This is a genomic window from Nocardioides plantarum, assembly GCF_006346395.1.
Taxonomy (GTDB): domain Bacteria; phylum Actinomycetota; class Actinomycetes; order Propionibacteriales; family Nocardioidaceae; genus Nocardioides; species Nocardioides plantarum.
This window is the reverse complement of sequence record NZ_VDMS01000001.1, coordinates 1,418,282-1,435,428: the sequence shown is the minus strand read 5'-3', so window position 1 is coordinate 1,435,428 and position 17,147 is coordinate 1,418,282. Positions and strand designations below refer to the sequence as shown.

Here is a 17,147-nt window from a genome sequence, read left to right as displayed (position 1 = left end):
CGTGACGGACTCGGCGCCCTGGCGGGTCCTCGTCGTGTGCGTCGGCAACCAGTGCCGGTCGCCGCTGGCCGAGCGGCTCCTGCGGGCGCGGCTCGGCGTGGCGGGCTCGGAGCTGCTCGTCACGAGCGCCGGCACCCGTGGTCCGGCCGGGATGCCGATGGACGCCGATGCCGCGGCCCAGCTCGGGCGCCTGGGCGGCGACGCCGACGGCTTCCTCTCCCGGCGGATCTCCCCGGCAGTCCTGGCCGAGCAGGACCTCGTGCTGACCGCCACCCGGCACCTGCGGACCGAGGTCCTGCGCATGGCGCCGCGCCTGATGCGGCGCTCGTTCACCATCGTCGAGCTCGCGCAGATCATCCGCACCGAGGAGCTCCACGGCCTCGCGCCGCGCGCGCTCGTGGCGGCGGCGGCGACGCGACGCGCCCGGGTCACGGCGGACCTGGACGTCGCCGACCCCATCGGTGCGTCTCTCGAGGTGCACCGGCAGGTCGCGGACCAGCTGGCGGACTGTGTCGACCAGATCGCCGGAGCCCTTCGCGTCCAGCCCTAACGGGCCTTGCGACGGCCCCCGCCGGCAGTCACGGCCACGGGGCTCGGCGCCGGCGCCTTCGTGGGCGAGCCGTAGTAGTCCTTGGGCCCCCGGCGCCGGGGGACCCGGTTGAACACGACGCCCAGGACCCGGCCCTGGACGGCCTCGAGCTGCTTCAGCGACTCGGCCAGGTCGGTGTCGAGCGTGCGACCGTGGGACACGACCACGAGCGCCCCGTCGGCGTGCCGGGTCAGCACGGCGGCGTCGGTCACGGGAAGCAGCGGCGGGGCATCGACGATGACGAGACCCTCGAGGGCCAGCTCGCGCAGCAGTCCCTGCATCGCCAGCGAGCCCAGGAGCTCGCTGGGGTTGGGCGGGGTGCTGCCTGCGGCGAGCACGGTGAGCTGGGGCAGGTCGGCGTGGTCCTGGAGCACGTCGGCGAGGTCGGCCTGCCCGATCAGCACGTCGGTCAGCCCGGCGCCCTCCACCAGACCGAGCAGCTCGGCCACGCTCGGGCGGCGCAGGTCGCCGTCGATGAGGGTGACGGCCTGCCCGGACAGGGCGATCGCGGCCGCGAGGTTGGCCGCCACCGTCGACTTGCCGTCCTCGGGTCGGGGACTGGACACGACGATGACCCGCGGCGGGTCGTCGACGCTCATGTAGGACAGGTTGGTGCGCAGCTTGCGGAACGCCTCGCCGGCGTCCCAGGAGCCGTGGTCGACCGTGCTCGAGACCAACAGCCCGGTGCGACCGCTCTGGACGGGGACGCGGCCGGCGATCGGCACCGCGAAGCGCCGCTCGATCTCGTCGTCGGCCCGCAGGCGCCGATCGATCATCGAGCGGAGCACGGCGTAGGCGATCGCCAGCAGGCCCCCGAGGAGGAGGCCGAGGGCGAGGTTGAGCGTGGGGCGGGGGGAGACCGGGGTGCTCGGCAGGGCGGCGGCCTCGACGGGCTCGATGCCGATGACGCCCGTCGCGCCCGCGCCGTCGGGGTCCTCGATCTGGGCGACCCGCGCGGCGAGCGCCTTGACCCAGGCGTCGGCCAGGCTCCGCGCGGCGGCGGGCGAGCTCGACCGGGCCGTGACCTTGATGAGGGCGGTGTCGGGCTTCTGCTCGATCGCGATCTGCCCGATCAGCGACGAGGCGCTCTCGTCGAGACCCAGGTCGGCGATGACCAGGTCGGCGACGGCGCGGCTGCTCGCGATGTCGACGTACGTCACGGCGCGGGACTTGGCGAGGGAGTCGCTGACCGAGCTGAGGCCAGGGTCGGTCGCGGCGCCGGCCGTGACGAGTCCCCGCGCGTCGGCGGCGTAGACCTTGGGCTGGGTGAGCGTGAAGGCCCCCGCGGAGAGCACCGCCAGCGCGACGATCAACAGGGCTCCCAACCAATGCGCCCGTAGCGCCTTGGCGTAGTCCAGCAACTCCATCGATGGGGCCCCGTCGTCCGGCAACCGCCTAGGATCCCGAGGTGACCGGAGACCCCGTGGACGACTGCATCTGCGTCGATCTTAGGGCGATGGACACCCGGGTGCGGGTCGAGGTGAGAGGGACGCTCGCAGCCGACCTGGCCGACGACCTCCGTCACGCCTGGTCCCGGTGCCTGGTGCCGTACGCCGGGCCGGCCGACGCCACCGTCGACGCCACTATCCGCGTCGTGATCGATGACGACCCGGCCGTCGTCCAGCGGGCACGGGCCGCCGGCGACCTCGCCTCCACCGCACGGGACGAGGTCCTGGACCGCCTGAGTCCGCGGGTCACCATCGCTGCGATCACCCACCAGGCGGGTCGGCTGCTCATGCTGCACGCCTGTGGCCTGGCCGACCCCGAGACCGGTCGGACGGTCGCCCTGGTGGCGCCGTCGGGCACCGGCAAGACGACGGCGTCCCGGGTGCTGGGCCGCGACCTGGGCTACGTCAGCGACGAGACCGTGGCGATCCGGCCCGACGGCTCGGTGGCGACGTACCCCAAGCCGTTGTCGGTCGTGGGGGACGGGCGCTTCAAGGACCAGGTCAGCCTCGACGACCTCCGGCTGCGACGCGCGCCGGAGCGCTGCCACCTCGCCGGAGTCGCGATCCTCGTGCGCGACGGTGACCGGGCGGGCCGGGTCGAGCACGTCGAGACGGTCGACGCGCTCGCGCGCCTGGCGCCGGAGTCCTCCTCCCTGGCCGCGATGCCCCGACCGCTGCACCAGGTGGCCGAGCTCCTCGACCGGACCGGCGGCCTGCGCGTGCTGCACTACGCCGAGGCCGCCCAGCTCCGGCCCATGGTCACCGAGATGCTGACGGCCTCGTGAGGGTCGAGCGCGCCGCCTGGGTGGACTGGTACGACGACGGGCGACGGTCGGCGGTGCTGGTGGACGACCAGGTGATCGTGCTCTCCACCCTGGCGACCTCGATGGTGCGCCACGTCGTCGGCGGCACCCTGGTCGACGACCTGGTGACGGCGCTGGTCACGGAGTTCGGAGCCCCCGATGGCGGCGACGCCCACACCGCCACGCAGGCGGCGGTGCGCGACCTCGTCGAGTGCGGGGTCCTGGCCGAGGTCACCACGTGATCGTCGAGCACGCACGCGACACGGCGTGGGTCGACTCCGGGGACCGTGTGGTCGTCCTCCGGCTGGATCGGCTGGCGGACCACCCGCTCGTGCTTGAGGGGAGCGCGGCCGTGGTGTGGCGCCTCCTGGCCGGCGGGCAGAGCACCGAGGCACTGGTCGAGGCGGTCGCCGAGGCCTACGTCGTCAGCCCGGCCGACGTCGAGGACGACGTCCACCGGTTCCTCGAGTCCGCCGTGCAGCTCGGCGCCGTCTCCCGGGGTGAGGGGGCATGACCGAGGCGCCCTTGACGCTCGACGAAGCCGTCCCCCTCGGCTACGCGCTCGTCCTGCGGCTGGCGGCGGACCTGGGTGTGCGGGCACTGGCGATCAAGGGACCGGTGCTCGCGGCGCACGGCCTGCGGGACCCCCGCACCTCCGTCGACATCGACGTGCTGGTCGACCCGGCCACGATGCCGCGGCTCCAGGCGGGACTCTCGGAGCTCGGCTGGGTCGACGACGGGGTCTACGACATCCCCGGCATCGTCCCTGCGCACTCGGTCAACCACCACCACGAGCTGTGGCCGTGCGAGCTGGACCTGCATCACTGGTTCCCCGGGTTCCTCGCCGATCCCTCGGCGGTGTTCGAGGTGCTGTGGGCCCGCCGGACGTCGGTACGGGTCGCCCACACCGACGTCGCTGCCTGCGACGAGGTGGGCGCGGCTGCCGTCGCGGCGCTGCACTACCTGCGCGACGAGCGTCGGAGCCTGCAGGTCGAGGAGCTGGCGGCCGTCGTACGACGTGACTGGTCGCCCGCGCAGGTGGCCGAGCTCGCCGAGCTCGCGGCCGACACCGGCTCCGCGGAGACCCTGCGGCCCTGGCTCGAGCTGGCCGGGGCCACCGTCGTGCCCGACCGGGTCCCGCTGGTCGTCCCGCTCGCCGACTGGAGCCTGCGCTCGAGCGTCACCACCAGCGAGGTGCTCCCGTGGATCGTGGGACTCAGGCGGACGCCCTGGTGGCGACGCCCGGCGTACCTGTGGCACGCCCTCTGGCTGGACGACAAGCACTACCTGGTCTGGGGCGCCCGCGACCTGACCGGGCGCGAGCTCCTGGCGGCACGCTGGGCGAGGCTGCGACGCGCGGGCCGAGCACTGCCGGCCGCCTTGCGCGAGCTGCGTCGGCTCGGTCGCTGAGCGGAGCGCCGTTCGTCGACGGCTAGTTCCACATGGTGGACGGGCAGTCCATTCTTCGAGACGGTCGCGGGAATGAATCAGCCCGGTTCCGTACTGTTCCTGACATGTCGACGACCTGGCTGACGAAGCGACGCGCGGTGGACCACTGCCGCACGCGCTCCGCGCTGTGTCGCGCTCGCTGACCCCTCGCCACGACTCCGTCCCCGGAGTCCCGTCCGTCAGCCCTCCACCGCCATCCGGCAGGAGATCGTCATGCCCGCACCCGACCAGGGGATCGACCCCCGCGGTCCGCAGTTCACCGCCGCGCTCACCGCGGTGGTGCTGGTCGCGGTCCTGCTGACCCCGACCCCGGTCGCGCCCGTCCTGCTCGCGGTGCAGGCCGTGCTCTTCGCGTGGGGCGCGCTGGCCGGCGTCCAGCACACGCCCGTGGCCCGGCTGTTCCGCGCGCTCGTGCGACCGCGGCTCGCCGCTCCCGACCACCTCGAGGACCCCGCCCCGCCGCGGTTCGCGCAGTCGGTCGGGCTGGCGTTCGCCGTCCTCGGGCTCGTCGGGTACGCCGTCGGCCTCGAGGCCCTCGCGCTGGTCGCCGTCGGCTTCGCCCTCGTGGCGGCCCTGCTCAACGCCGTCTTCCGGTTCTGCCTGGGCTGCGAGGTCTACCTCCTGCTCCGTCGCTTCACGGCCACCCCGGCCATCAACTGACCAACTGATCGTCAAAGGAAAGGCAACACCATGAGCCGCGAGAACTCCCTCGTCACCGCCCAGTGGGCCGAGGACAACCTCGACACCCCGGGCGTCGTGCTCGTCGAGGTCGACGAGGACACCACCGCCTACGACAAGGGCCACATCCGGGGAGCCGTCAAGCTCGACTGGTCGACCGAGCTGCAGGACCAGGTCCGTCGCGACTTCGTCAACAAGCAGCAGTTCGAGGCCCTGCTGTCGAGCAAGGGCATCGCCAACGACGACACCGTCGTCCTCTACGGCGGCAACAACAACTGGTTCGCCGCCTACGCCTACTGGTACTTCACCCTCTACGGCCACAAGGACGTCAAGCTGCTCGACGGCGGCCGCAAGAAGTGGGAGCTCGACTCCCGCGAGCTCACCGACGAGGTCCCCGACCGTCCGGCCACGTCGTACGTCGCGCAGGAGCAGGACACCTCGATCCGCGCGTTCCGCGACGACGCCATCGCCGCGATCGGCGTGCAGAACCTGATCGACGTCCGCAGCCCCGACGAGTACGCCGGTCGCCTCCTGGCCCCGGCCCACCTGCCGCAGGAGCAGGCGCAGCGCGCCGGCCACGTGCCGACGTCGCTCAACGTGCCGTGGAGCAAGAACGCCAACGACGACGGCACCTTCAAGTCCGACGACGAGCTGAAGGCGCTCTACGACGAGGTCGGCATCGACGACTCCAAGGACACCATCGCCCTGTGCCGCATCGGTGAGCGCTCCTCGCTGACCTGGTTCGTGCTCAAGGAGCTGCTCGGCCACGCCAACGTCAAGAACTACGACGGCTCGTGGACCGAGTACGGCTCCCTGGTCGGCGTCCCGGTCGCCCTGGGCGACGAGCCCGGCTCGGCGGACGCCTGATGTGCGGCGCGACCGAGGGCGGTCTGTCCCTCGACGGCGTCAACGTCGCCAAGGAGGCCCTCATCCAGGGCCAGGTGCTGCGTGACGGCGAGCCCGTCGGCAACGCCTACGTCCGGCTGCTCGACCGGACCGGCGAGTTCACCGCCGAGGTGCCCACCTCGGCGACCGGCCACTTCCGGTTCTTCGCCGGCGAGGGCCAGTGGACCCTGCGCACCCTCGCCCCCAAGGCCGACCCGGTCGACAAGCAGGTGCACGCCTCCATCGGCAGCGTCGCCGAGGTGACGGTCGCGCTGGTCTGACCCCTCGGTGGTCGAGCCCGCCCCTCGGTGGTCGAGCTTCACCCTCGGTGGTCGAGCTTGTCGAGACCCGGACGACCACTGCCCCCTCGGTGGTCGAGCTTCACCCTCGGTGGTCGAGCTTGTCGAGACCCCCTCGTCGACCCGTCAGCCATTGCTGACGGGTCGACGTGTTTCATGGGGGAGATGGAGCCTCGCTACTACGCGGTGATCCCCGAGGGCGAGGACCCCTGGGGCCGCCTCCCGCTGGCGCTCTACCGCGCGACGTACGTCGAGCGCGACGACTGGTGGTGGGAGCGCCTCGATCTGCGCCGGGGCGGGTGGGACCTCGTTACCGGCCGACCGGCCTCGGACCCACACCCCCTGGTCGAGATGGACCGGAGCCACGCGAGCGCCCTGCTCGAGGACTGGAAGGGCCTGCGGATGGCGCCGCCCTGGCTCGATCTCGAGGACCGCACCGCCCCCACGGACCCGCCCCCGCCACGAGCCCGGTCGCGTAGCTCGACGTGGCAGTGGCGGATCTTCTGGGTCGCGATGGCCATCACCGTCGCCGTGGTCGTCCTCAAGAACGTCGGTTGAGGAGGCCGGTCGCAGCAGCTGCTCGCAAGGGAGGTCCCACACCGAGCGAGCGGTCGAATTCGAGGCTCGACGGTGGCTGGCCGAACTCCGGACCATCAAGCGTCGCGACGATAGGGTCTCGGTGCATGACCCCCATCAGGGAGCGGGTGCAGGACGCCATCCCCCCGCGCATCGCCATGCGACTCCGTGCCGAGAAGAACAGACGCGCGCTCTTCGGACTGCACGCGCCCGCGCGGGTGCTGGTGGACATGGTCCCCCAGGGATGCGTTGCCGTGGACGCTGGTGCGAACGCGGGGTTGTACGCCTATTGGATCGCTCGGAACGCAGCGACGGTCCACGCCTTCGAGCCGCAGCCGCGAGTGTTCGATCGCTTGCGCGCCAGTGCGCCCGGCAACGTCACTTGCCACAACGTCGCTCTCTCGGATGCCCGCGGGACCGCCCAGCTGCACATCCCCGCCACCGGCAACGGGGAGGCGAGTCTCCACGAGCTAGGCCGGGAGACCGAGGTGGTGGACGTGCCCACCAGGACGTTGGACTCGTTCAACCTGAACGGTGTCGGGTTCCTCAAGATCGACGTCGAGGGACACGAGGAGGCTCTCCTGCGCGGGGCGATGCAGACCATCCGCGACAGTCGTCCGGCGGTCTTCATCGAGATCGAGGAGCGCCACAACCCGGGCGGCATCGCCCGTATCGCCGACCTGTTCGCGAGCCTCGACTACTCGGACGCGTTGTACATGGCGGAAGGGCAGTTTCGGCCGCTGTCGAGCTTCGATCCCGACCGGCACCAGACCCCGATCCCGACCGACTCCCCGCGATACGCGAACAACTTCCTCTTCCGGGCCTCCTGAGGGGGATGTGTCGGCGGACCGAGCAGAGCCATGTGGTGCCGGTACCGCGTTGAATGACATCGGCGCGTCCCACTCGCGCAGCACGACCGTCGGCGGCCGGCAGTAGAGGTCGGTCCGGTTCTCACCCATGGTCCGCGTCGTCCGCGGCTTTCGAGTTACACGCTTCGTTGGTGGCGAAGCCCGGGGTGGCGGGCGAACAGATCACGGGCGATTTAGCGCTCCCGGCACATAGGAGTCGGTTCCCAGTCCGGCGTTCGCCACGATCGCTTTGGATTAGGGTCCCGGTCATGGTTCCCGGGAAGCAGGCGAACGAGAACGTTGCCATGGACGCACTACGAGTCGCGGCGGCAGTCTTGGTGGTCTTGGAGCACGTCCGCGCTGTCCTGTTCCGTGACTACGACGACACCGCTGGCGGGCCCATCGCCGCGGTGATCTACTTTGCGACCTCTCTCGGCAACGAAGCGGTCATCATTTTCTTCGTCTTGAGCGGCTACTGGGTGGGGGGCTCGGTTATCGCAGCGTTTCGTCGTGACCGCTTCTCCTGGGTGAACTACGCGATTCAGCGCCTTGTCCGGCTCTGGGTCGTGCTGCTTCCCGCTCTGGTGTTGACCGCTATCTGCGTCGCTATCGGACTCACCTGGTTCGGGGAAGCCGGCACATACACGGGCGATCCCGCCTACCACGACCTGGCACCAACAGACCTCAGGGAGCGATCGTCGGTTCTTGACGCCCTCGGCAACTTGTTCTTCACCCAGAGGATCCTGACTGACACCTTCGGCACGAACTCGCCGCTCTGGTCGCTGACCTACGAGTTCTGGTATTACGTGGCGTTCCCGTTGCTGCTGATCGTTGCCGTCGGCCGGCGCCCGGTTCAACGTGTCTTGGCCGCGGCCGCGCTGGTGGTGGTCGGCGTCTTTGTGGGCCGCGACATCGTGCTCTACTTCGCGGTCTGGCTTGCGGGTGCTGCCTTGGCGGTGCGGCCCGGCCTGGTCCGCGAGTCGGTTGATCGGCTGAGTCCCTCGGCGAGGACAGTTCTGCGGATGGCGGCGGTGTGCGTTCTGGCAGCGACGTTGGCGACCAGTGAGAGCGGCCGCGTGCCCGTCGCCGTCGCGGTTGGGCTCATCACTCTCGCGACGGTTGGGTTGCTCGCGGCGTTCAGCACCGACTTCGCCGAGCGCGGCCGGACCCGAGCGGCTGTTGCGCCGATCGCGCGCTACTCCGCCGTGTCCTTCACCCTGTACGTGGTGCACGCCCCGCTGCTGCTCCTGGGCGCTGCGATTGCTCTTCCCGATTCGGATGACCGATTCTTGCCATCTGTCGCGAGCTACGGACTTCTTCTTCTGACAGTCGCCATGCTCATGGCTGCTGCGTGGGTCATCGGGCAGGCCACCGAGGCTCAGACTGACCGTGTCAGACGGTGGGTGAAGACGAAGGCCAGGACTGGAACTGCAGTCGAGCGTTGAGCTACTTGGCGACCCAACCCGTACGACCGCTGTCCCTTCCTGGACATACAGGCTCGTTCCAGGAACACGCCCCGTCATGCGGGGTCCACGCGGGCGGCCTTCAACCCATCGGGCGGCTCGACACTAAGGTCCCACGTCGGCCCCGTGCCGACCCCGGCCTGGCCCGAGGACGAACTTAGGCGTGATCAACCCGCTGCGATCAGACGGCCGATGACTGCTGCCCACTGGGGCAGCGGACGCCGTGACGGCCGAGTTTCCCAGCCCCGTCGTCACCGGTGTGCTGGCGACCCGACTGACGGCGCCGACGATCGTGAATGCCTGGATGCCGCCCAGCCTCGCGCGGCAGACACCGACCGTGCCTGGTAGCTCAGGTAGCCGTCCTGACATCAAAGGGCCGACGGGTTGGCGCCGCTCAGGCGGAATCCGTTGACGGCCGGGGGAGGCCACTGACGAGGTACTGGCGGTGTGTGTGATGGGCCGCGTCGCCGGTCCTCGACGAGGTCACGTTGGCGCCGCGGAGGCGAAGGTGGCTACGAGGAGGCCCGATCCGGTCCTGCCGAGGGGGGCAAGGGCGCCTTCAACCAGCGGTACCTGCGCCGCCACCTGGCCGCGTATCGCGCGCAGGAGCCGACACCATTCCCGGCTAGCAACGCGGCGGATGGCACGATGCCGACATGCACGTCCCCGCCGAAGCTCTGCTCGTCACCGTCGCGCCCACCGGCGCCGAGACCAGCAAAGCCGACTGCCCCCAGCTGCCCACCACCCTGGCCGAGCTGGTCACCGCCGCGCAGGAGTGCGAGGCCGCCGGCGCTGCGATGATCCACGTCCACATCCGCGACGACGACCACGCCCCGAGCCTCGACGGCCAGCGCCTGGCCGACACCGTCGCGGCCCTGCACGAGGCCACCGACCTCGTCGTCCAGCTCTCGACCGGCGGCTCGGTCCACGACCCCCTCGACCAGCGGCTCAAGGTGCTCGACGCGGCCCCCGACTCCTGCAGCCTGACCATGGGCACCACCAACTTCGGCGACGACGTCTTCAGCAACCCGTGGCCGTTCATCAGCGACCTCTACCAGCTCAGCCAGGAGCGCGAGGTCGTGCCGGAGTTCGAGCTCTTCGACCTCGGCCACGTCGCCTCGTTGACCCGGCTGCTCAAGACCCACGGCCTGCCCTACGGCGGCAAGGTCCACTGCGACTTCGTGATGGGCGTGCCCGGCGGCATGCCCGGCACCGCCGATGCGCTCGTCGCCGGCGTTGCGGCGCTTCCCCCGGAAGTCACCTCGTGGGGCGCGACCGGCATCGGCCGCACCACCCTGGCCGTCGGCCTCGCCGCGCTGAGCAAGGGCGGCCACCTCCGGGTCGGGATGGAGGACGTCCTGACGCTCTCGCGCGGCGTACCGGTGCAGAGCAACCGCCAGCTGGTCGAGCGGGCCGTCGCCATGGGCGAGCTCGCCCAACGGCGCCCGATGACCCCCACCGAGGCGCGCACCCTCCTCGGCACCCGTCCCGCCTAGGATCGACCCATGCTCAACATCCCCGAGAACCTCCACCCCCTCTGCGGACCGGTGGTCTGGTTGCTCGGCACCTGGCAGGGCAACGGCCACGGCGACTACCCGACGATCGACGCCTACGAGTTCGGCCAGGAGCTGGTCTTCCAGCAGGACGGCCGCCCGTTCTTCCACTACTTCTCGCGCTCCTGGATCCTCGACGCCGAGGGCAACAAGGTCCGCGAGGCGGCGCAGGAGACCGGCTTCCTGCGCTGCCTGCCCGAGGGCAAGCTCGAGCTGGTGCTGTCGCACAACACCGGCTTCACCGAGATCTGGTACGGCGTCGCGGACGCCGGCAAGATGGAGCTTCACACGGCGGGGGTCGGCTACACCGAGACCGCCAAGGAGGTCACCGCGGGCCACCGCCTCTACGGCAACGTCGAGGGCGACCTGCTCTACGCCTACGACATGGAGGCCATGGGCCAGGAGCTCCAGCCCCACCTCTGGGCCCGACTCCAGCGTGTCTGACTCCACGTCAGACCCCACGTCGGTCGAGGTGCGAGGCCGGCCACGGCCGAGCCTCGAGACCCCCGCAGCCGACAAACCCCGCACCACCACCGACTGGCGCGCCGAGCTCAGAGCCAAGGGCTACCGACTGACCCCCCAGCGCGAGCTCATCCTCGGCGCGATCAACGAGCTCGGTCACGCGACCCCCGACGAGGTCCTGGCCCACGTGCAGGCACAGGTCTCCTCGGTCAACGCCTCCACGGTCTACCGCACCCTCGAGGTCCTCGAGGACCTCGGCCTCGTGCGTCATGCCCACCTCTCCGACCGGGCCCCGACCTACCACTCGGTCGCCGGTCACGAGCACTTCCACCTCAAGTGCCGTGCGTGCGGTGAGGTGGTCTCGGTCGACGCCGATGTCGCCGCTGCGCTCACCGAGCGACTCAGTAGCGAGCTCGGCTTCGTCGCCGACGTCGGGCACCTGACGGTCTTCGGCCAGTGCCGCTCGTGCGGCCTCGACACGGTCTAGACCGCGGCGAGGGTTTACCAGATATTTACCCTCGAGTCCGGCACCCTGAGACATTCGACTTCCCGGTGGCGCAGAGTGTGATTCACTCAGTGTTTGACCCCCCACTCGACCGGCCCCGGTCCCGCCCACTTGGAGTCTCCCTTGAAGCGCATCGTCGTCGGCCTCCTGGCCGCGTTCCTCGCCATCGCTGGGCTGGTGGCCTTCACCCCCCGGCCCGCCACCGCGTCCTGCCCCTACACCAACTGCGTCACGACCCAGACGACGTCGACCGGGGTCCGCAGCGACAGCAACACCGTGGTCTACGCGGTGACGGTCCGCTCCGCGGGCAACACCTCCCCGAAGGGCACGGTGAAGTTCGTCATCACCAAGTACGCCACCTCGAAGGTCGTCAAGTCCCAGACGAAGACTGTGACCCGGCTGTACAGCAACTCGGCGCGGGCCACGTTCTCGACCGGCAACCTCGCCAAGGGCAAGTACACGATCCGCTTCACCTACAACCGGGCTTACGGCACCGTGTTCCGGGACTCGTCGCAGGCTCGCTCGCTGGTGATCAAGTAGCCATCTCCATCTGACACGGCCCCGGGGCGTCGCCCGCCCCGGGGTCGAGTCATGTCTCAGGGACCCTCATCGTGCTGACTCGCCGCCGTGTCATCGCTGCGCTCGTCGTGTTGGTCATCGCCGCAGCCGCCTACACCGCCTGGCTCCTGTACGCCGCCCAACGCGACCTACGGGCCGCCGAGGCCGACGCCCGTGCCCTCCGGGCGGCAGTGGAGGCCGGTGACGACCCCGGCGCCCAGCGAGCCCTCGACGACCTGCAGGACGCGGCGGGGTCGGCGAAGGACCACACCGGCGGGCTGTGGTGGCGGGCGTTGACCGTCGTCCCGGTCTACGGAGACGACCTGGGGGGTGTGCGGGCTCTGAGTGCCTCCCTCGACGAGATCGCCGAAGGCGCAGCACCCGGTCTCGTCGGGCTCACCGACGACGTCGACGGGCTGGTCGCAGACGGTCGGGTCGACCTGGACGGTCTCGAGTCCGTGTCCCGGCGCGTGGCGACCGCCGACACCTCGATGCAGAAGGCGCTGGCCGAGGTGGCCGACGAGGACAGTGCCGACTACGTCGGCGCACTGCGCAGCCGTTACGACGACTACGTCGACCTCGTGTCCGAGACCGCCGATGCGCTCCACTCGGCCCGGACCGCATCCGAGGTGGCACCGACCATGTTGGGAGCCGATGGGCCGCGCGACTACCTGCTGATCTTCCAGAACAACGCGGAGATCCGATCCACCGGTGGGCTGTCCGGCTCCTGGGCTCGGCTCCACACCGAGAACGGGCGCCTCGAGCTGAAGGAGCAGGGCGACGCCAGCGACTTCGGCGTGAGCGCGGCGCCGGTGGCTCCGGTCTCGAAGGAGGAGAACGCGGTCTACGGCGACGTCATCGCCCGCTACTTCCAGGACCCGGTGATGGTGCCCGACTTCCCCCGGGCCGCCGAGCTGTTCGACGCCTTCTGGACGTCGAAGTACCCCCAGACCGATCTCGACGGTGTGCTGACGCTCGACACCGTCGGACTCTCCTACCTGCTGCGCGGGACCGGCCCGGTCACGTCCGACGGCTACACCTTGACGCCCGAGACCGTCGTCCAGCTGATGCTCAACCAGGTCTATCTCGACGTCGACGACCCGCGGAAGCAGGACGAGGTCTTCACCAGCGTCGCGGCCCGGATCTTCGGCGCGGTGACGACCGGCGTCACGTCGCCGACCGAGCTGGTCAAGGCCGTCGACCAGGCGGTCGACGAGCGCAGGCTGATGGTGGCCTCGTTCGAGGACGGCCTGACCTCGAAGATCCGGGGTACCCGGATCGCCGGCGAGCTCAGTGGTGACGACGGCGCCACCCCGCACGTCGACGTGACCGTCAACGACGCCACCGGGTCCAAGATGTCCTACTACCTCGACTACGACACCGAGGTCCGTGCCACGGCCTGCACGAACGGCGTTCAGGACCTCGCAGGCACGATGAGCATCCGACAGACCATCTCGGCCGCCGATGCCGCCAAGCTGCCCGACTACATCACCGGCGGTGGTGACCTCGGCGTGAAGGTCGGGTCCCAGCAGGTGCAGGTCCGGCTCTACGCGCCTTACGGCGGCAAGCTCGGGTCGGTGTTCGTCGACGGCGTGGAGATGCCGAGGTTCACCGTCGCCACGATCGACGGCCGTCAGGTGATCACCCTGACGCTCGTCACCGACGGCTCCAAGGACGTCGACCTGACGTGGAAGATGACGGGAGGACCCGGCCAGGACGAGGCGGGAGAGCTCACGGCCACGCCGAAGGTCACCCCCGGACGAGTCGGTGGAGTCTTCGCGTCTGCGTGCTGACGACCGCCCTCAACCTTTCAGCCGCCGGTCATCAGGTCGGCACACCCACCAAGATCTCGGAGGACCGCTGGTGACCTGGCCCGAGCCCGACCCAGTCGGCGCAGCAGACCGTCCCCGTGTCGCGATCGCGCATGACTACCTGACCCAGCGCGGTGGCGCCGAACGGGTCGTCCTCGCCCTCGCTCGCGCCTTCCCCGACGCTCCCGTCTACACGACCCTCTACGACCCGGACTCCACCTATCCCGAGTTCCGTGACATCGACGTCAGGACCTCGTGGCTCAACCGGGTGGCGCCGCTGAGGCGTCACCACCGCGCGGCGCTTCCCGCACTGCCGCTCGCGGCGTCCAGCATCCGGATCGACGCTGACGTCGTGATCGCCAGCAGCAGCGGGTGGGCGCACGGGTTCCGGACCCGGGGGCGCAAGCTCGTCTACTGCTACTCGCCGGCACGATGGCTCTACGAGTCCGAGCGCTACCTGGGAGACACGCCCTCGCGGTCGACCGTGGCCGGTCTCCGGGCGATGGGACCGGCGCTGAGGCTCTGGGACCGGCGCGCGGCGGCCAGCGTGGACCAGTACCTGGCGATCTCGACCGTCACCCAGGATCGACTGAAGCGGACGTACGGGATCGAGGCGCCCGTCGTGCCGGCTCCGCACAGCGTCGACGTCGGCTCGCGCGGTGGGGACGAGCCGATGCTCGGCTCGACCCTTCCGGCCGACTACTTCCTCGTCGTCTCACGCCTGCTGCCCTACAAGAACGTCCAGGAGATCCTGGCCGCGTTCGCCGATCGCCCGCACCTCAACCTGGTCGTCGTGGGTGCTGGGCCACAGAAGGACGAGCTGCGCCACCTCGCCACGCCCAACGTGACGCTGCTCGAAGGCTTGTCGGACAGCGAGATGGACCTCGTCTACCGTCGGTGCACCGCGCTGGTCGCGGCCTCCCACGAGGACTTCGGCCTGACCCCGATCGAGGCCGCCGCCTACGGCAAGCCCTCGGTCGTCCTCAGGTGGGGTGGGTTCCTCGACACGGTGGTGGAAGGACGGACCGGCGTGTTCTTCGACCGACCCGAGCCGCTGCTCATTGCCTCCGCTGTCGACGAGACGCTGGCTCGCCCATGGGATCCGGCCGTGTTGGCGGCGCGCGCGGCGGAATTCTCGGAGTCGCGATTCGCCGCCACCGTGACCAACTACGTACTCGGTCTGTGGCGTCCACGACCCACGCACTCGGGTCCAGCGGCATGATGGGCGACGTGACTGACACACGACGCGCCCTCGTGACCGGCATCACCGGTCAGGACGGAGGCCACCTGACCGAGCTGCTGCACGACAAGGGGTACGAGGTCTTCGGACTCATCCGCGGTCAGCGCAACGCTCGCAAGGAGGCGTTGGAGGCAGAGTTCCCCTACGTCAACATGATCGAGGCCGACCTGACGGACCAGACCTCGCTGATCCAGGCGATGCTGACGTCAGAGCCGCACGAGATCTACAACCTGGGCGCGATCAGTCACGTCGGCTACTCCTTCCGCAACCCGCAGCTGACTGCGGACATCACCGCCAAGGGGGTGCTGAACCTCCTCGAAGCCGTTCGTGTGACCGGGATGGCCGAGAAGGCTCGGTTCTACCAAGCGTCCACGTCTGAGATGTTCGGCGGACTGGACTACAACCGACCCGGCGCGGGCTACAACGAGGACTCCCTGTTCCACCCGCGCAGCCCCTACGGGGTCGCCAAGCTCTACGCACACTGGATCGCACGCAACTACCGTGAGAGCTACGGGATGTTCGTGTCCACGGGCATCCTGTTCAACCACGAGGGCGAACGTCGAGGTCTCGAGTTCGTGACCCGCAAGATCACCAACGCCGTTGCGGCGATTCACCTGGGACGCCAGGACCACGTCGTGCTGGGCGACCTGTGGCCCAAGCGCGACTGGGGCTACGCCGGGGACTACGTGCGTGGCATGTGGCAGATGCTCCAGCACGACGTCCCGGATGACTTCGTCCTAGCGACGGGCGAGACCCACTCGATCGAGGAGTTCCTCGCGCTCGCGTTCGCCGAGGTCGGCATCACCGACTGGAGGTCCTACGTCAAGCAGGACCCGCAGTTCATGAGGCCCGCCGAGGTCGACATCCTGCTGGGCGACCCGTCCAAGGCCGAGCGTGTGCTCGGGTGGAAGCGCGAGGTCTCGTTCCATGGTCTCGTGCAGCGGATGGTCCGTCACGACATCGAGCTGCTTAAGCGTGATGGAGCGTTCTAACCCCGCCGCCATCGCTGTCACCGGCGTCAACGGGTTCGTCGGCGGTCACGTAGCCAAAGACCTCAGGCGGCACGGCTATCGGGTGATCGGAATCGGTCGCGATGACGCGGCGGTACAGCCCGAGGACCTGGACGAGTACTGGCAGGCAGACCTGACCCAGACCTGGCCCGACGTGGGCGACGTCGACGGGGTGATCCACCTCGCGGGCCTGGCCGCGGTCGGTGCGTCGTTCGAGCAACCCGATGAGTACCTTCGAGCCAACGGAGCAATGATGCTTCGCCTCGGCGAAGCAGCACTGGGCGGCGCTCGGCTGGGACGAGTCGTGCTCGCCAGCACCGGGGCTGTCTACGATGCGCGATCGCCGATGCCACTGACGGAGAGCTCGGCAGTAGGCATGACGTCGCCGTACGTCGTCAGCAAGCTGTTGATGGAGAACATTGGAACCTACTTCAGCGGGCGGGGAGTGGATGTCGTGGTCGCTCGACCCTTCAACCACTCAGGACCCGGACAGACTCCAGGATTCCTGATCCCCGATCTCGCTCGCGGGATCCAGAAGGCCGTCGCGGACGGGGACCTACGCCTGATGGTCGGTGACCTTGGGACCTCCCGCGACTACACCGATGTGCGGGACGTCGCGTCGGCGTATCGGCTCCTGGTGTCGGCGCCTTCGCTGGATCGGTCGGTCTACAACATCTGCAGCGGTTCCCCCGTGTCCGGCCGCGAAGTGCTGGAGATGGTCCTGGACGCCATGGGGGCGGAGTCGATGACCGTGAGCACGGACGAGTCGCGCATCCGTCCGAACGACCCGCGGTCCATCTCCGGAGATTCGTCTCGCATACGTACCGAAACCGGTTGGTGCCCGAGTATCGCCTTGAAGGACACGGTTCGCGACTTCGTTGCAGCGCTCGAAGACAGATGAAGTCTCGAGAAGACAAAGGACTGGAGTCCCCGCGTCTGGTGAGGTTTCACGAACTCTCCAGCCGCGCTG

Annotated in this window: 20 protein-coding genes; 19 read left to right on the top strand and 1 reads right to left on the bottom strand. The window is 69.7% G+C overall.

From position 1 onward, the window contains the following. Window position 1: 1 nt before the first annotated feature. A complete protein-coding gene (locus tag FJQ56_RS06750) occupies window positions 2-550 on the top strand; it encodes an arsenate reductase/protein-tyrosine-phosphatase family protein (protein WP_170215294.1) in 549 nt (182 codons plus the stop codon). Here the strand turns inward: FJQ56_RS06750 and FJQ56_RS06745 are convergent. Continuing rightward, window positions 547-1,956 carry a tyrosine-protein kinase domain-containing protein gene (locus FJQ56_RS06745; protein ID WP_140008367.1) on the bottom strand — a complete coding sequence of 470 codons (1,410 nt, stop codon included), beginning with the start codon at window positions 1,954-1,956 and terminating at the stop codon, window positions 547-549. The two genes, FJQ56_RS06750 and FJQ56_RS06745, sit on opposite strands and share 4 nt — an antisense overlap. Window positions 1,957-1,997: 41 nt before the next feature. On the opposite strand from FJQ56_RS06745, the gene FJQ56_RS06740 reads away from it, so the two are divergent. The 18 genes from FJQ56_RS06740 to FJQ56_RS06660 all read left to right on the top strand — a co-directional run bounded on the left by FJQ56_RS06740 (window position 1,998) and on the right by FJQ56_RS06660 (window position 17,078). Beyond that, window positions 1,998-2,822, top strand: coding sequence for an ATP-binding protein (locus FJQ56_RS06740; protein WP_140008366.1), 825 nt, complete (start codon window positions 1,998-2,000; stop codon window positions 2,820-2,822). Further along, complete coding sequence (locus FJQ56_RS22035; RefSeq protein WP_170215293.1) at window positions 2,819-3,082, top strand: PqqD family peptide modification chaperone; 264 nt, start codon at window positions 2,819-2,821, stop codon at window positions 3,080-3,082. The genes FJQ56_RS06740 and FJQ56_RS22035 overlap by 4 nt, the downstream gene beginning before the upstream one ends. A gap of 89 nt (window positions 3,083-3,171) precedes the next feature. After that, the gene (locus FJQ56_RS22030) at window positions 3,172-3,354 is read left to right on the top strand and encodes a PqqD family protein (protein WP_170215292.1); all 183 of its coding nucleotides are present in this window, start codon (window positions 3,172-3,174) and stop codon (window positions 3,352-3,354) included. Further along, complete coding sequence (locus FJQ56_RS06730; protein ID WP_140008364.1) at window positions 3,351-4,250, top strand: nucleotidyltransferase family protein; 900 nt, start codon at window positions 3,351-3,353, stop codon at window positions 4,248-4,250. The genes FJQ56_RS22030 and FJQ56_RS06730 overlap by 4 nt, the downstream gene beginning before the upstream one ends. 252 nt (window positions 4,251-4,502) lie before the next feature. Further along, the gene (locus FJQ56_RS06725; RefSeq protein WP_140008363.1) at window positions 4,503-4,949 is read left to right on the top strand and encodes a DUF4395 domain-containing protein; all 447 of its coding nucleotides are present in this window, start codon (window positions 4,503-4,505) and stop codon (window positions 4,947-4,949) included. 30 nt (window positions 4,950-4,979) lie between these two features. Continuing rightward, the gene (locus tag FJQ56_RS06720) at window positions 4,980-5,834 is read left to right on the top strand and encodes a sulfurtransferase (RefSeq protein WP_140008362.1); all 855 of its coding nucleotides are present in this window, start codon (window positions 4,980-4,982) and stop codon (window positions 5,832-5,834) included. After that, window positions 5,834-6,133 (top strand): DUF1416 domain-containing protein, encoded by a 300-nt coding sequence (locus tag FJQ56_RS06715; RefSeq protein WP_140008361.1) that lies wholly within the window; start codon window positions 5,834-5,836, stop codon window positions 6,131-6,133. Before FJQ56_RS06720 ends, FJQ56_RS06715 begins: the two co-directional genes overlap by 1 nt. A 183-nt stretch (window positions 6,134-6,316) precedes the next feature. After that, window positions 6,317-6,709, top strand: a complete 393-nt coding sequence (locus FJQ56_RS06710; protein WP_140008360.1) for a hypothetical protein — start codon at window positions 6,317-6,319, stop codon at window positions 6,707-6,709. A gap of 125 nt (window positions 6,710-6,834) precedes the next feature. Continuing rightward, window positions 6,835-7,557 carry an FkbM family methyltransferase gene (locus FJQ56_RS06705; protein WP_140008359.1) on the top strand — a complete coding sequence of 241 codons (723 nt, stop codon included), beginning with the start codon at window positions 6,835-6,837 and terminating at the stop codon, window positions 7,555-7,557. A gap of 287 nt (window positions 7,558-7,844) precedes the next feature. Next, window positions 7,845-9,020, top strand: a complete 1,176-nt coding sequence (locus FJQ56_RS06700) for an acyltransferase family protein (RefSeq protein ID WP_170215291.1) — start codon at window positions 7,845-7,847, stop codon at window positions 9,018-9,020. A 674-nt stretch (window positions 9,021-9,694) separates the two neighbouring features. After that, a complete protein-coding gene (locus FJQ56_RS06695) occupies window positions 9,695-10,534 on the top strand; it encodes a beta-keto acid cleavage family enzyme (protein WP_140008357.1) in 840 nt (279 codons plus the stop codon). A gap of 9 nt (window positions 10,535-10,543) precedes the next feature. Continuing rightward, complete coding sequence (locus tag FJQ56_RS06690; RefSeq protein WP_140008356.1) at window positions 10,544-11,035, top strand: heme-binding beta-barrel domain-containing protein; 492 nt, start codon at window positions 10,544-10,546, stop codon at window positions 11,033-11,035. Further along, on the top strand, window positions 11,028-11,540 hold the full coding sequence (locus FJQ56_RS06685; RefSeq protein WP_246084018.1) for a Fur family transcriptional regulator: 513 nt from the start codon (window positions 11,028-11,030) through the stop codon (window positions 11,538-11,540). The genes FJQ56_RS06690 and FJQ56_RS06685 overlap by 8 nt, the downstream gene beginning before the upstream one ends. A gap of 141 nt (window positions 11,541-11,681) precedes the next feature. Then, on the top strand, window positions 11,682-12,098 hold the full coding sequence (locus FJQ56_RS06680) for a hypothetical protein (RefSeq protein ID WP_140008355.1): 417 nt from the start codon (window positions 11,682-11,684) through the stop codon (window positions 12,096-12,098). A 71-nt stretch (window positions 12,099-12,169) separates the two neighbouring features. Then, window positions 12,170-13,909, top strand: a complete 1,740-nt coding sequence (locus FJQ56_RS06675; RefSeq protein WP_140008354.1) for a DUF4012 domain-containing protein — start codon at window positions 12,170-12,172, stop codon at window positions 13,907-13,909. 70 nt (window positions 13,910-13,979) lie between these two features. Next, window positions 13,980-15,149, top strand: a complete 1,170-nt coding sequence (locus FJQ56_RS06670; protein ID WP_140008353.1) for a glycosyltransferase — start codon at window positions 13,980-13,982, stop codon at window positions 15,147-15,149. Next, entirely contained in the window at window positions 15,149-16,159 is a 1,011-nt protein-coding gene (locus tag FJQ56_RS06665) for a GDP-mannose 4,6-dehydratase (RefSeq protein WP_140009735.1), read from the top strand. Before FJQ56_RS06670 ends, FJQ56_RS06665 begins: the two co-directional genes overlap by 1 nt. Continuing rightward, window positions 16,146-17,078 (top strand): NAD-dependent epimerase/dehydratase family protein, encoded by a 933-nt coding sequence (locus FJQ56_RS06660; protein WP_246084116.1) that lies wholly within the window; start codon window positions 16,146-16,148, stop codon window positions 17,076-17,078. The genes FJQ56_RS06665 and FJQ56_RS06660 overlap by 14 nt, the downstream gene beginning before the upstream one ends. Window positions 17,079-17,147 lie beyond the last annotated feature (69 nt).